The following is a 14876-nucleotide window of genomic DNA, read 5'->3' as shown; positions in this document are numbered from 1 at the left end:
AGCAAGCATATCGCCTGTGCAAACCCCGCCAAGGCATTAACCTAGCGCAATAATTCCCCGATTATCGGCTCGCGCGGGGGGTGGCGTAGCACGCCGCGATGCGCCACGATCCCACGATGGGGGAGCAGGCGCAGGACTGGACGCGGAGGGCCGCATTGCGGCTCTTGCCGACGCTGGGTCTGGCGGCCTGTGCCGGCACGCGCGGCGCCGAACCACTGAAGTTCTGGGCGATGAGCTACGAGGGCGACTATTCGCCGATGCTGATGCCCGCCTTCACCGCGGCCACGGGAATCGCGGTGGATGTGCAATCCCTACCGGCGACCGCCAGCCACGAGAAGCTGCTGACCGCACAGGCCGGCGGGGCGATGCCCGACGTGCTGATGCTCTACAATGGCTGGGTGCCGGAGTTCGCGACGATCGGCGCGATCGCCCCCGTCCCGGCGGCCATGCTGGTCGCCGACATGTTTCCCGGCGTGCTCAATGCCACGAGAGTCGGCGGGCGCGACTTTGCTGTGCCGTGGTCGGTAGCGCCTCCGGTCCAGTTCTACCGCCGGGATATCCTCGCCAAGGCCGGCTATGCCGAGCCTGCGAAAGACTGGGACGGCTGGCTTCGCATGGGTCGCGCGATCAAGCGACAACGGCCCGACGATTTCGTGTTCATGCTGCTGCTCAACTGGCCGGATACGCTCATGACGATGCTCGGCCAGACCGGCGCGACGATGCTGCGCGATCACGATACGCGCGGCAATTTCCAGACGCCGGAGGCACGAATGGCATTTACCTATTACGCGCAGATCTTCGCCGAAGGGCTCGCACCGAAAGCACTCTCGACCGAAATCCAGGATCCGGTCGCGGCCTTTGCACAGGGCTATTTTGCGATCTGGCCGACCGGTCCGACGACGTTGCTCGACCTCCATCGTCGTGCCTCGGAGATCCCCGCCAAGCGTTGGGGGACGGCACGGCTTGCCGGTCCGCACGGCGTCGGTGCGGTGTCGGGGCTGAGCACCAGCCTGTGCGTCTCCGCGTCGACGCCGCGCCTGCCCGAAGCCTGGGCGCTGGTCCGCCACCTCAGTTCACCCGCGAGCGAACTCCGCTACCAGCGGCTGATCGGCAATCTCCCCGCTCGCCTGAGCGCCTGGTCCTCACCGCAACTCCGCGCGCCGATACTTGCGCCGTTCAAGGACCAGATGCGCTTCCCCGCCGCCGCACCGAAGGTGATCGAGTGGGAGCGGATCAAGCTGGAGATCCAGTTCGCCGCCGAGCGCGTCGTGCGCGACGTTCAGACCATATCTGAAGCGTTGGCGGGTCTCGATACGCGTGTCGACCAGTTACTCGCGAAACGCCGCGCGCTGGTCGAGGCGGGGACGCTGGCATGACCCATCAGGAACGCGCCGCCTGGCTATTCTCCGCGCCGGTCCTCGCCATCATCGCGCTGGTCTTCGTCCTGCCGACCGCGCTCGCCATGGCGTTGTCGGTCACCGACTACTCGATCTACGCGCTCGCCGACTGGGCGAACTTGCGGTTCGTCGGGCTCGGCAATTTCATCGACCTGTTCTCGACGCCGCTGTTCTGGCGGGCGATCGGCAACACCGCGCTGTTCGCGGTGCTCGGCGTACCGATGGCGATCGGTGCGTCGTTAGCGGTCGCGCTGCTGCTGAACGATGCGACCGTGCGGTGGAAGCCGCTGTGGCGCGTGCTGTTGTTCGCGCCCTACGTCACCAGCATCGTCGCGACCGCGGTGGTGTGGCGGTTCCTGTTCAACGAGCGCTCGGGCCTTATTAACCGCGCACTGGCGCTAGTCGGCCTGGCGCCGGTCGACTGGCTCGGCAACCCGCATACATCGATTCCGGCGATCCTGATCTTCGTCACGTGGAAGATTTTCGGCTACAACATGATCGTCTTCACCGCGGCACTCTCCGCGGTGCCGCAGGACCTGATGGAGGCCGCGCGGCTCGATGGCGCCGGTCGCTGGGGCCGCTTCCGCCACGTCACCCTCCCCGCGATCGGCCCGACTTTGCTGCTCGCCGCGGTGATGAGCGTCGCGGGCTTCCTCCAGATCTTCGCCGAGCCCTATGTGATGACGCTCGGCGGGCCGGCGCAAAGCACCACGACGATCCTGTATTTCATGTTCGACGAAGGCTTCAAATGGTGGAATCTGGGGCAAGCGAGTGCGGTCGCGTTCGTCCTGTTCCTGATGATCCTCGCGCTGACGATGGTCCAGACGCGGATCGGGAGGCGCTACGAATGGCTTTAAAACCCCGCGCGATCCTCGCCAACGCGGCGGTCGTGACGCTGGCCGCGCTGACGATCGCGCCGTTGCTCTACATGGTGATCGTCTCGTTCATGCCGCGCGGCGAGTCGAGCAATCTCCCCACGCCGCTCTGGCCATCGCACTGGTCGCTGGAGAATTACCACGAACTACTCGTCCGGCGGCTGATCGACGGCGCGTGGTTCGACTACCGGATCGTCCCCGCATTGTTCAACAGCGTCGCCATCGCTACGATCTCGACGTTGCTAGGCCTGCTACTCACGGTGCCGGCCGGCTATGCGTTCGCCAAGCTGCGCTTCCGCGGGCGCGAGCGGCTGTTGAAGATCCTGATCGCCTCGCTGGTGGTGCCGGGGCAGGTCGCGATGCTGCCGCTGTTCCTGATCTTCAAGCAACTCGGCCTCGTCAACAGCTATGCCGGCGTAATCCTGCCGAGCCTTGCGGGCATCTTCGCGATCCTTTTCGTGCGACAGGCGACGCTCGCGATTCCCGACGAGATGATCGACGCGGCGCGGATCGACGGCGCAAGCGAGACGCGGATCTTCGTGACGATCGTCCTGCCGTTGCTCACGCCAATCGTTGTCACGCTGGCGCTGTTCATGTTCCTCGGCTCGTGGAACGACTTCCTCTGGCCGCTGATCGTGCTCGCCGACCAGCATCTCTATACGCTGCCGGTCGCGGTCGCGGCGATCGCGCGCGAGCATTCGGCGGACGGTGAGTTGATGATGGCGGCGGCAGTCGTCACGACGATGCCGGTGCTGCTGCTATTCCTCGCGATGCAGCGTTACTATCTGACCGGACTGCTCGGCGGCAGCGTGAAGGGATAGGCGCGGCCATCGGCACCGAATACATGCGCGTCCCCGGGGGCAACGCCTACGCGGAGGACTTCGCCGAACGTGACCGACCGATCCCCCGGCAACTGCGCGATGATCGTATCTGCAGCGCCGCGTGCACCGAGATGCGCGAACGACAGCGGCCCGAGCCGCTCAAACAGCTCGACCGCGCCGACGAAAGGCCCCGCGTCATCGACGTGCAGATGTTCGGGCCGGACCCCGAGCGTGACGGCCGCGCCAACCGCTTCCGCGGGGACGATCGCGCCGGTCCTCACCGTCTCGCCTCCCGACAACCTTACGGTCGTACCGTCAGCGCCGACCGACGCGATCGTCGCCGCAAGCAGGTTCATCCCTGGCGACCCGATCGCCGCCGCAACGGCCAAGCTCGCCGGTCGCCGGTACACCTCGATCGGCGGTCCTACCTGCTCGACATGCCCATGGCTCATCACGACGATGCGGTTGGCAAGCGTCATCGCTTCGAGCTGGTCGTGCGTGACATAGATCATCGTCGCGCCAAGCTGCTGATGCAGCCGCGCGAACTCGTGCCGCATACGCGCGCGCAGATTGGCGTCGAGGTTCGACAGCGGCTCGTCGAGCAATAACACCTTCGGCCGCCGCACCACCGCGCGAGCGATCGACACCCGCTGGCGCTGCCCCCCCGACAAGGCACGCGGCCGCCGGTCGAGCAATTCCGACAGATCGAGCATCGCCGCGACCTCAGCGACCCGCTCGGCGATCTCGCGCTTGGCGACCTTCGCGACCTTCAGCGGAAACGCGATATTCTCGGCGACCGTCAGATGCGGGTAGAGCGCGTAGGACTGGAACACCATCGCCAGGCCACGATCCGACGGCGCCGCGTCGGTAACGTCGCGCCCGCCGATCGACACCCGCCCCGCGCTCGGTACCTCGAGCCCGGCGATCATCCGCAACAGCGTCGACTTGCCGCACCCCGATGGCCCGACCAGCACGACGAACTCGCCCTCCTCGATCGTCAGGTCGGTCGGCTGGAGCACCGTCGTGTCGCCGAAGCGCTTGGAAAGTCCGCTGATTTCGACGCTCGCCACCGCATGTCCTTTTCCAATTTTGTCCTCGCCACGATCGCTCAGTTGGCAATCATCTCCCCAACGCGCCGCTCCAGTTCAAGGATATTGAAGGGCTTGGTCAGGACCTCCATCCCCTTGTCCAGATGGCCCGCACCCACCGCGGCGTTGGCGGCATACCCCGTGACGAACAGCACCTTCAGCGCAGGCCGGACGATCCGGCCCGCATCGGCGACCTGACGGCCGTTCAGCCCCCCGGGCAGCCCGACATCGGTGACGAGCAGATCGATGCGCTCGTTCGACTGCAGGAGAGCGATGCCCATCGGCCCGTTATTGGCCGTCAGAACGCGGTACCCGGCATCACCCAGGATCTCGCTGACGAGTTCGCGGATCGAGATTTCGTCCTCGACCAGCAACACGGTCTGCCCGTGCTCGGCGCGGTGCCGGACTGTCGGCACCTGGGTCGGATCAGCGGGATCGTGCGACCCGAGCAGCCGCGGCAGATAGAGGCACATCGTCGTGCCCTGCCCGACCTCCGAATAGACCCGGACCTGCCCCCCCGACTGCCGGACGAAACCGTAGATCATCGACAAACCGAGCCCCGTGCCTTCGCCGATCGGCTTGGTCGTGAAGAACGGGTCGAACACGCGCTCGATGATTTCTGCCGCCATGCCGGTGCCGGTGTCGGTCACACAGAGCGACACATAGTCGCCCGGAGGCAGGTCCTGGGCCGCCGCAGCGCGTGCATCGAGCGCCTTGTTGCCGGTTTCGATCGTCAGTCGACCGCCTTCGGGCATCGCATCGCGCGCATTGATGCAGAGGTTGAGCAACGCGTTTTCCAGCTGCGGCGCATCGACCAGGATCGGCCACAGACCGTTTGCGGAAACGACGTTGACCTCGATCGTGGGCCCCAGCGTACGATCGATGATCTCTTCCATTTCGGCGATCAGCCGATCGACATCGGTCGGCTTGGGCGCGAGCGTCTGTCGACGCGAAAACGCGAGCAGGCGCTGGGTCAACGCGGCCGCACGATTGGCGCCGGTCTGCGCCATCGTGATGTAGCGATCGACCTTGTCATACTCGCCTTTCGCCAGCTTGGCGGCAAGCAGTTCGAGCCCGCCCGTCACGGCGGTCAGCAGATTGTTGAAGTCGTGCGCCAGTCCGCCGGTCAACTGCCCGACCGCTTCCATCTTCTGCGCCTGGCGAAGTTGCTCTTCCGTCTGCGCCAGCGCTTCGGCCTGCTCCTTCTCGGCAGTGACATCGCGGCCAGTGGCATAGGTCATGTCCTCCGCCGGCGCCGCAACCCACGATATCCAGCGCACCGATCCGTCCTTGTGACGATAGCGCACCTCGATACTCGGTCGTTTGCCATCGGCGGTAAGCGGCAACGCTTCCTCGGTATGATAATGGTCTTCGGGCAGAACGAACTCGTTGACGTGATGCCCGACCAGCTCCGCGGCATCATAGCCGAGCATCGTCGTCCATGCCGGATTGACGCGACGAAACACGCCGGCCAAATCGGTGACCAGCATGAGATCGGGTGAGGTTTCCCACATCCGGTCACGTTCCGCCGTACGCTCAATGACCACGTCTTCGAGCGTCTCGTTCAAATGCAAAAGCGCCTCTTCGGCGCGTTTGCGTTCGCTGATATCGATCGACGATCCTACCAGGCCGACCACCATGCCGTCGGCGTCGCGAAACGGGGCCTTGGTCGACAGCCAGGTCGCGCACGTCCCATCGGGCAGGCTGACCTTCTCCTCCAGAACCTCGACGTCGTTCTTGGCCATGATCCGCCGGTCGTTGACCTCGACGGCGGCGGCCTGTGCGGGGTCATCGAGGAACTCGCGGTCGGTTCTTCCGATAATCTCCAACAATGGCTTGCCGACCAAGTCGGCCGTTCCGCGATTGGCGGCGAGCATGCGTCCGGCGCGATCCTTGGCGTAGACGACGCCGGGCACCGCCTCCATCACGGCGGCCAGCAGCGCGTTCGCGTGGCGAAGCGAGTCCTCTGCGGTGCGGCGCTCGTCGATATCGATGACCGAGCCGATATAGCCCAGGAACGCGCCGTCGTGACCGAACCGTGGCGACGCCGCGTCGATCGCCCAACGATATGACCCATCGGCGCACCGCAGCCGGTATTCGAGACGAAACGGCACCGCCGCGGCATTGGCCTTCAGAAAGATGCGTCCCGCTTCGGCCATGTCGTCCGGGTGGGTCGCATCGAGCCAGCCCAATCCCTCCGCCTCTTCCCGCGTTTGCCCGGTGAATGCGTACCATTGCCGATTGAGATAGGTGCAGTTGCCCTGCGGGTCGGTGACCCACATCATCACCGGAGCGTGGTCCGCCATATTGCGGAACCGGTCTTCGCTCTCGCGAACCTCGTCGTATCGGCGGTCGCGGTCCTTGACCGTCCGCCGCAGATCTAGTTGCGCCATCACCTGCTGCGCCAGCACACACAGCGTTTCCTGATGCAGCGCGGTCCACGCCCGCGGGCGATGGTCCAGCACGCATAGCGTCCCGATCGGCAGCCCGTCCGCAGTCTTCAACAGTGCACCGGCATAAGACCGGATATGCGGGTCACCGGTCACCAGCGGATTGCACGCGAACCGCTGATCCGAGGGCAGATCGGGGATAAGAAGGAAATCGTCCTCGAGAAGCGCCTTCGCGCAGAACGAACTCTCCAGGGGTGTGGAGCGCACCCCCAGCCCCACCTCGGCCTTGAAGAATTGCCGGCCGTCACCGATCAGGTTGACCACCGCGATCGGCGCGTCGAGCAGCTTCGCAGTCAGCGCCGCCAGATCGTCGAACGACGCCTCGCGCGGTGTGTCCAGCACCTGGTAGCGCTCCAGTGCCGCAAGCCGCATCGCCTCCCGATCGTGTAAATTTTCCGGACTTGCCAATGATATGCCTTTAGGACCGATGCACATTCTAGTCCGATGGATTAGTGAATGCCGGGCAATCTGCAACTGGCGTTTGTCGGATCGTGAAACGAACGCCGAGACGGCGTGTTGAGCGAGACAGACCTTGCCGTGAGATGCCCATGCGCCTGATCGCAATCGAAGAGCACATCCTTCCAGCAATCGTTCGCGATGCCTGGAACGCCGCCCCGCCGCCGCATGATCCGGTGTCGGCCTTTGCCGATGTTGGCGAAAACGGGCAACGGCTCGCCGATCTCGGCGACGGCCGGATCGCGCTGATGGATGAACAGGGTGTCGACGTCCAGGTTCTCTCGCTCACCACGCCGGGGCTGCACAATCTGGGTCCGTCGGAGTCCGTCGATGTGGCGCAGCGTGTCAACGACCTGATCGCCGAGACATGCGCCCGGCATCCGGACCGGTTCCAGGGGTTCGCGGCCATACCGACCCCTTCGGCCGACGCGGCACCAATCGAACTGGAACGCGCCGTCCGAGACCTGGGGTTGAAGGGTGCGTTGCTCTGCGGTCGGACGCGGGAACGCCATCTCGATCATCCCGCGCTGCGTCCCCTGCTCGCCAAGGCGGCTGAGCTGCGTGTTCCGCTTTTCATTCATCCGCAAACGCCGCTCGCCGCAGTCCGTCATGCGAACTATTCGGGGATCAGCGAAAAGGCGGACCTCGCATTGGCGGCTTTCGGGCTGGGGTGGCACTACGAGGCAGGCTTGCAATGGGTGCGCTTGGCTGCAGCCGGCGTATTCGATGAGCTCCCCGACCTGCAGATCATCCTGGGACATTGGGGCGAGGTCGTACTTTTCTACTTGGAACGGACCTCCGCCGTATTCGAACGCGCGCTCGAGCTAACCCGATCATTGTCCGACTATGCCCGCAACAACCTGTATGTGACCGGTAGCGGCATGTGGAGCCAAGCCTATCTCCAGCGCTGTCTCGAGATCGTCGGTCCGGAGCGGCTGCTTTTCTCCACCGACTTCCCCTACCAGTATAAGCCTGGCGGTGCTCCACGCCGCTTTCTCGACGAGGCGTCGCTCGATAATGCTGAGCGGGAAGCGCTCGCGCATGGCAACTGGGATCGCCTGACGGCCGCTATCGGGTAGGGCGACAGGACCTCGGTGAGTTGACGCTCCGGGCGGCAACGCGGGATTTCGCCCGCGTCTGGATCGCACGTCAAACATGGACATAAGTTTATCATTCGTGGTGCAATCTACATCAAGGCACAGCGTGTTGGTTTTATACAATAGCCGGCGTGAACGGGATCGTCCCGCCGGCATTTCGTGAAGACAGACAATACGCCATCCCCTTGAAACCTGGCTGTCCAGGCTCGACGCACACACCATCCTGGATCCCGTGGACCGGTCGAGCCTTCTTGCCGTGCCGATGTCGATGCGCACATACGACGCGCCGGGTGATGTCTTCAGGCAAGGCGACAGGCCCGAAGTCGTGGCGTTCCTCACGCGCGGCTACGCGGCGGCCCACACCATGGACAATGACGGGAATGGCCAGATCCTGTCACTCGGCATCCCAGGTGATGCGTTGGGTTTGGAGCATCTCTACCTGAGCGAAGCCGATTACGGCACGCGTGTGCTCGGCCCAGCGGAGATTGCGCTGGCATCGCGGCGAGACCTGACGGATCTCGCATCGCGACGGCCGGCGATCGCGCAGGCCTTTGCAGTCAGCCAGGCGATCGATGCCGCGATCACGCGGGAATGGCTGCGCAACCTCGGCAGCCGCGATGGTTTGCGCCGAGTCACGCATTTCCTGTGCGAGTTTGCATGCCGGATCGATGCCCGCGGACTGAAGACCGGCGAGTGTTACGAATTGCCCTTGTCTCAGCAACAGATTGGTCGGGCGACGGGGTTGACTGCCGTGCACGTCAACCGGATGCTCAAGACGCTTCATAACGCTGGCTTGATCGAACGGAGTTGGCGTCACGTCCGATTCCCGCGTTGGGATGGGTTGCGCGATATCGCGCACTTTTCGGATGCCTATCTTCACGCAAGCGCGTCGATGGGCGGTGGTCCCGCGCTGGCCTAGCCGCCGAGCGGTACCAGCCGCGCGTGCAGATAGGCACTGTCGAACCGGGCCGCCGTCTTCAACCCCTCGAAGTCGAGCATCAGCAATCGGTTTCTTGTGGCATCAACCAGGCCGCTCCGCTTGAGCGCCTTGAGCGTGCGGTTGACGTGCACGGAGGTCAGGCCGAGCGCCTCGCCCACATCGGTCTGGGTAAGCGGCATGAAGAAATCGCCATTCCCCTCCCGCGCGACTGCTCCAGCGCGGATGTAGAGTTCGCAGAACAGATGCGCGATACGGCTATACGCTTCGCGCGCGCCGATATTTACCAGCCATTCGCGCAGGATGCCCTCGTCGACCAGCGTACACCACCAAAGCGCCTGCGCGATTCGGGGGTGGTCCTCGATGATCGCCAACATGTCGTTCGCCGGGATTGAGACGACCTTTCCCTCTGACATCATCGAAATGCTGTGGTCCATCTTCTCGAGAATGAACACGTGCGTGTCGCACAAATCCCCCGGCATCAGGAACGCGACGATCTGCCGCTTGCCGTCGGGCAGGATCTTGTAGCGTTGCGCCCAGCCGTCGAGGATCAGAAAGACATGCGTCGGGTCGTCACCCTCGCGGATGAGATGCTGGCCGCGCACGACGGGGCGGGTCACCATGGTCAGGCGCTCGAGTGCAACGCGGTCCTGGTCATCGAATTTCGCCCAGCGACGCAATTTGCGGGTGAGGATATCGGTCATTCGTTACTCATGACCAGGCGCTATCATGGATTAAGGCAAACACGAATTGTCACGGCGTCACAGTCGCGCTGTCGATCATCCTGCCGCTCAGTTCACAGATAGTATCAAATGATACGCAACTTCGAGGCCTTGTGGACGGTCGAACGCCTAGTACACCATCCCCGCGCTTCAAATGTCGATTAACGGCGACAAGAATCCAGATGCGTCCGCGGTGTGTCATGACCTCGTCTCTTCCGCGCGCTGGCTTTCAAATTCTTCCAGAACCTCTTGAAAATCAGTTGGCAAAGATGATTGTAAGTTTCTGACAGTCTTATCATATATTTAGTTTGCCAAAGTGTATTTTGACATACATAGGTTAAGGACGCTCTGGAGTAAGCCATACCTCGCGACGCTCGCGACCGACGACGCTTCGAGAACGCCGCACATCAGGTTCGATTCCAACGCGCTTGCTGTCGTGATCAAGGCTTCGTCCTCGCTTCGGGCGCTCTACCCCTTCCTCGAACGGCTCCCGCTGCTGCGGATGGGAGACCCGTGCCTTCCATCCGCGGTGACTTTCGAGGTGTTCATGTACAAGTCGACCCTTTGGGCGGCCGCGCTTGCGGCTGTGAGCCCGGCTGCCTTGCTGATTTCGACGCAATCGGCGCAGGCGCAGGTTCCCGTGGGGGCCGGTGGACAGCTCCAGCAGATCCCGCCCGTACCGTTGAACGAGACGCCCGCCCCAGACTTCGGGTTCGAGCGCAAGACCCCAGTCGTCGTTGCCGCCACGGGCGGCCCGAAGACGCTCGTCCGGTCGCTGCGCGTAACCGGGGCGACGCTGTTCCCGGAGGCCGACCTGATCGCGGCGTCGGGGTTCACGCCCAATAGCGTGCTCGACCTGTCGGACCTGAAGACGCTCGGCGCGCGGATCACCGCATATTACACCAGCCGCGGCTATTTCGTGGCGAACGCCTACCTCCCCGAGCAGGACGTCCAGAGCGGCGCAGTCACGATCGCGGTGCTCGAAGGGCGCTTCGGCGCGGTCGGCGTCAAGAACGAGTCACGTCTGTCGGATAGCGTCGCGAACGGCATCCTCGCAGGGCTCGACATCGGCGATCCGGTCGCGGTCGCGCCGCTCGAACGCCGCCTGCTGATGCTGTCGGACCTGCCCGGCGTCCGCGTATCCTCGACGCTCAGCCCCGGCATTGCGGTCGGCACGTCGGACCTGCTGGTAGCGATCACCCCCGGCCAGAGCATCACCGGCAGCGTCGAGGCCGACAATGCCGGCAACCGCTACACCGGCGCCTACCGCGTCGGCGGCGTGGTCAACTGGAACAACCCGACCGGCTCGGGCGACGTGCTGAGCCTGCGCGCACTGACCTCGTTCTCCGGCCTCGCCTACGGCCGCGCGTCGTACCAGGCACCGGTTGGACAGGTCACGCTGGGCGTAGCCTTTGCGCATCTCGACTATTCGCTCGGCAAGGAATTCGACAGCCTCGACGGCAGCGGCAACGCCGACGTCGCCAGCGTCTATGCCAGCTATCCGCTGATCCGATCGCGCGACAACAACCTGTACCTGACGGTCGGTGGCGACCTGAAATGGTTCGAGGACAAGATCGGTGTCGTCGATACCGTCAGCTATCGCCGTGCGCAGGTCGTCAACATCGGGCTGAGCGGCGACGAGCACGACACGCTGCTCGGCGGCGGCTGGACCGCCTATTCGCTGAGCTATTCGGTCGGCAATCTCGACATCCGCGGTGCCTATGAGCGTTCGGTCGACGCGCTCACCGCACGCACCGACGGCAGCTACGGGAAAGTACAGTTCAGCGTCGCGCGGTTGCAGACGGTCGCCGGGCCGCTGTCGCTGTTCGCCTCCGCGCGCGGACAGATCGCGTTCAGCAACCTCGACATTTCGGAGAAGATGGAGCTGGGCGGCGCTTATGCCGTCCGCGCCTACCCCGAGGGCGAGGCTTACGGCGACCAGGGTTACGTCGCCACCGCCGAGGCGCGGCTGGCGTTGCCGCAGGTCGTGCCGGGCGCGCTGCAGCTGTTCGGGTTCGTCGACGTCGGCGAGGTCGATTACGTCAAGCACCCGTATTTCAACGGATCGAACCACGCGAAGCGCAGCGCGTACGGCGCCGGGCTGAGCTGGGCGGGACCGTACGGGATCGCCGCCAAGGCGACCTATGCGCGCAAACTCGGCGATGCCGACGCGACGTCCGCCCCCGACAAGTCCGGCCGCGCCTGGTTCCAGCTCTCGAAGACCTTCTGAGCGCGCCAGCACCCCAAAATTTTGCGGCCATCCGCCGCCACCGAGGATACCGCACATGACCCCCATCCCTTCGTCGATCAGAAACACCAGTCGCCCCGCTCCCACCGTCACGCGCATCAAGCGCGGCGGCTTGTTCGGCACGACCGGCCTCGCGCGGTTCGCGTGGCTGATCGGATTCAGCCTCGCGGGCACGGTGGTGGCGCGTCCGGTCGAGGCGCAGACCCTCCCGACCGGCGGTGAGGTCGTCGCGGGCCAGGCCAGCATCGCGACCGGTACCAAGTCGCTGACCGTGACGCAGACCAGCGACCGCGCGGCGATCAACTGGCAGTCCTTTTCGATCGGCAAGGGCAAGAGCGTCGTCTTCGACCAGCCCACCAGTAGCTCGGTCGCCCTCAACCGCGTGCTCGGTTCGGACCCTTCGGTCATTCTCGGCAATCTGTCGGCGAACGGGAAGGTGTTCCTGGTCAACGCGAACGGCATCCTTTTCGGCCAGACGGCGAACGTGAACGTCGGCGGCCTGGTGGCCTCGACGTTGAACATTTCTGACTCCGACTTCCTCGCTGGCAAGAACAGTTTTGCCGGCACCAGCAACGCTTCGGTTCAAAACGACGGCAAGATCACCGCGAAGAACGGCTATGTCGCGCTGCTCGGGGCAAACGTCGGCAACGGCGGCACGATCAAGGCGAATTTCGGCACGGTCGTGCTGGCGGGCGGCGAGGCGATCACGCTCGACGTCGCAGGTGACGGGCTGCTCAACGTCGCGGTCGACAAGGGCGCGGTCGGCGCGCTGGTCCGCAACGGAGGTCTGATCCGCGCCGACGGCGGCAAGGTCGTGATGACCGCACAAGGGGCCAGCGACCTGCTCCACACTGCGGTCAACAACACCGGCATCGTCGAGGCGCGGACGTTGCAGAACCGCGGCGGCACGATCCTGCTGCTCGGCGACATGAAGACCGGCACGGTCACCGTCAGCGGCGAACTCGACGCGAGCGCACCGGTCGGCGGCGATGGCGGCTTCATCGAGACGTCGGCGGCGACCGTCAACGTTGCGGACAGCGCCATGGTGTCGACCTTCGCGCCGGGCGGCATGACCGGCACGTGGCTGATCGACCCGCAGGATTACGTTATCGGTGCGGGCGGCAACATCTCGGGCGCAACGCTGTCGGCGCAGCTCGTGACGACCAGCATCACTATCAGCACGCTTCCCGCGGCGGGCGATACGACGACGGGCAACGGTGACATCTTCGTCAACGATGCGGTCGCTTGGACTGCGTCGGGCGTACCGACGACGTTGACGATGAACGCGTTTCGCGACGTCAACATCAACGCGCCAATCACCGCTACCAAGGGCAATATCGTCGCGTGCTGCGGCCGCGACGTGAACGTCAACGCAGCGCTGACCACGACCAACGGCAGCATCCTGCTCAACGCCGGGCGCAACGTGCAGGTGTTTCACGCGATCACCACGACCGACGGCAACATCGCGCTGTGCGCCGGTCATGACGTGATGATCGATGCGGCCGTCACGCTGACGCGCGGCACGACGATCCCGGCGCAGAGCCTGGGCCTGCCTGTCGGGCTGACGCTGATCGCCGGGTCGGACGGCACCGGTCCGGGCGTCAACGGCGGCACGATCGTGTTCTCCGCGCTGTCCCCGCCGACCACGGTCACCGCAGCGCCGGTGTCGATCAACTACAACCCGGTCTCGTACACCACGCCGACCGATTTCTCGACCAAGTTCGTGCTGACCGAGGGTGCGGCGATCACCCAGCGGATGCTGCTGTTCCCGACCGCGCAGAAGGTCGCCGACGGTACCAATGCGGTGGTGTTGAGCGGGTTCAATACCAACGGAACCTCTGGGACGCCGACCGGCGTATCCTTGGTCGCCGGCCCGAACGCGACTGCGACGTTCGACAGCACCGGCACGGGTACGGGGATCGGCGTGAGCTTTACGGGCTATACGCTGGCCGGCGCCAACGCGGACCAATATGCGCTGGCAAGCTCGTGTTGCGTCGCCGGGTTCCGGACGACCGGGACGATTACTGCTCCGGCTCCGGCTCCGGCTCCGGCTCCGGCTCCGGCACCAGCTCCGGCACCAGCGCCAGCTCCGGCACCAGCGCCAGCTCCGGCACCAGCTCCGGCTCCGGCTCCAGCTCCAGCTCCCGCACCGGCTCCGGCGCCAGCTCCAGCGCCCGCTCCCGCTCCCGCTCCCGCACCGGCACCAGCTCCGGCTCCTGCACCGGCGCCGGCTCCCGCACCGGCACCTGCTCCTGCACCTGCACCTGCACCTGCACCTGCACCTGCACCTGCACCTGCACCTGCACCTGCACCTGCTCCAGCGCCAAGTCCGGCACCAGCGCCTACGCCAACCCCGGTTCCCGATCTGCCGAACGCGACACGACCCATCATCGAAGTGCCGATCGTGCCCATCCGCGTACCGACGCCGCCGCCGATCGAGATCGTCGAAGAAGGCGTGACGCCGCCGACACCCGATCGTCCGGGGACCGTGATCGTCGAAAATCCAGGCACGCCGAACTCACCGAACACACCATATTCGCCAAACACGCCGTACTCGCCGAACACGCCGAATTCGCCGAACACACCGAATTCACCAAACACGCCGTACACGCCTAACACACCGTACTCGCCAAACACGCCGTACTCGCCTGACACGCCGTCCTCACCAAACCAGCCGAATACGCCTACCAACGGGCAGCCGGTCGGCGACCGACCGTTCGTGCAACCCACCCCACCGACCTCGCCAGCCGTGCCGGTCTATCCGCGCAAGCAGGCACGTCATTGA

General features: G+C 64.9%; 10 protein-coding genes. 7 read left to right on the top strand and 3 right to left on the bottom strand.

The genetic code is table 11. The features are described from left to right. Window positions 1-98 precede the first annotated feature (98 nt). Genes O6W96_RS01495 through O6W96_RS01485 form a run of 3 tightly spaced genes read left to right on the top strand, consistent with a single transcriptional unit; the run spans window position 99 to window position 3093 of the window. The gene (locus O6W96_RS01495; protein ID WP_353467924.1) at window positions 99-1376 is read left to right on the top strand and encodes an extracellular solute-binding protein; all 1278 of its coding nucleotides are present in this window, start codon (window positions 99-101) and stop codon (window positions 1374-1376) included. After that, window positions 1373-2254: a carbohydrate ABC transporter permease gene (locus O6W96_RS01490; RefSeq protein WP_353467923.1), complete on the top strand. Its 882-nt coding sequence runs from the start codon at window positions 1373-1375 to the stop codon at window positions 2252-2254. The genes O6W96_RS01495 and O6W96_RS01490 overlap by 4 nt, the downstream gene beginning before the upstream one ends. Beyond that, window positions 2245-3093: a carbohydrate ABC transporter permease gene (locus O6W96_RS01485; RefSeq protein ID WP_353467922.1), complete on the top strand. Its 849-nt coding sequence runs from the start codon at window positions 2245-2247 to the stop codon at window positions 3091-3093. Before O6W96_RS01490 ends, O6W96_RS01485 begins: the two co-directional genes overlap by 10 nt. On the opposite strand, the gene O6W96_RS01480 is transcribed toward O6W96_RS01485, so the two are convergent. Then, window positions 3054-4163, bottom strand: a complete 1110-nt coding sequence (locus O6W96_RS01480; protein WP_353467921.1) for an ABC transporter ATP-binding protein — start codon at window positions 4161-4163, stop codon at window positions 3054-3056. The two genes, O6W96_RS01485 and O6W96_RS01480, sit on opposite strands and share 40 nt — an antisense overlap. Before the next feature lie 38 nt (window positions 4164-4201). Next, a complete protein-coding gene (locus O6W96_RS01475) occupies window positions 4202-7003 on the bottom strand; it encodes a PAS domain S-box protein (protein ID WP_353467920.1) in 2802 nt (933 codons plus the stop codon). A gap of 176 nt (window positions 7004-7179) precedes the next feature. On the opposite strand from O6W96_RS01475, the gene O6W96_RS01470 reads away from it, so the two are divergent. Both O6W96_RS01470 and O6W96_RS01465 read left to right on the top strand, forming a co-directional pair. Then, window positions 7180-8166, top strand: coding sequence for an amidohydrolase family protein (locus tag O6W96_RS01470; protein WP_353467919.1), 987 nt, complete (start codon window positions 7180-7182; stop codon window positions 8164-8166). Between the two features lie 250 nt (window positions 8167-8416). Next, complete coding sequence (locus O6W96_RS01465; RefSeq protein WP_353467918.1) at window positions 8417-9103, top strand: Crp/Fnr family transcriptional regulator; 687 nt, start codon at window positions 8417-8419, stop codon at window positions 9101-9103. On the opposite strand, the gene O6W96_RS01460 is transcribed toward O6W96_RS01465, so the two are convergent. Beyond that, on the bottom strand, window positions 9100-9825 hold the full coding sequence (locus O6W96_RS01460; RefSeq protein WP_353467917.1) for a Crp/Fnr family transcriptional regulator: 726 nt from the start codon (window positions 9823-9825) through the stop codon (window positions 9100-9102). The two genes, O6W96_RS01465 and O6W96_RS01460, sit on opposite strands and share 4 nt — an antisense overlap. A gap of 565 nt (window positions 9826-10390) precedes the next feature. On the opposite strand from O6W96_RS01460, the gene O6W96_RS01455 reads away from it, so the two are divergent. Next, complete coding sequence (locus tag O6W96_RS01455) at window positions 10391-12073, top strand: ShlB/FhaC/HecB family hemolysin secretion/activation protein (RefSeq protein WP_353467916.1); 1683 nt, start codon at window positions 10391-10393, stop codon at window positions 12071-12073. A 55-nt stretch (window positions 12074-12128) separates the two neighbouring features. Beyond that, the gene (locus O6W96_RS01450) at window positions 12129-14876 is read left to right on the top strand and encodes a filamentous hemagglutinin N-terminal domain-containing protein (RefSeq protein WP_353467915.1); all 2748 of its coding nucleotides are present in this window, start codon (window positions 12129-12131) and stop codon (window positions 14874-14876) included.

This window comes from Sphingomonas faeni (genome assembly GCF_040407495.1).
In the GTDB taxonomy this organism is placed as follows: domain Bacteria; phylum Pseudomonadota; class Alphaproteobacteria; order Sphingomonadales; family Sphingomonadaceae; genus Sphingomonas; species Sphingomonas faeni_D.
This window is presented reverse-complemented; position numbering and strand designations above follow the sequence as displayed.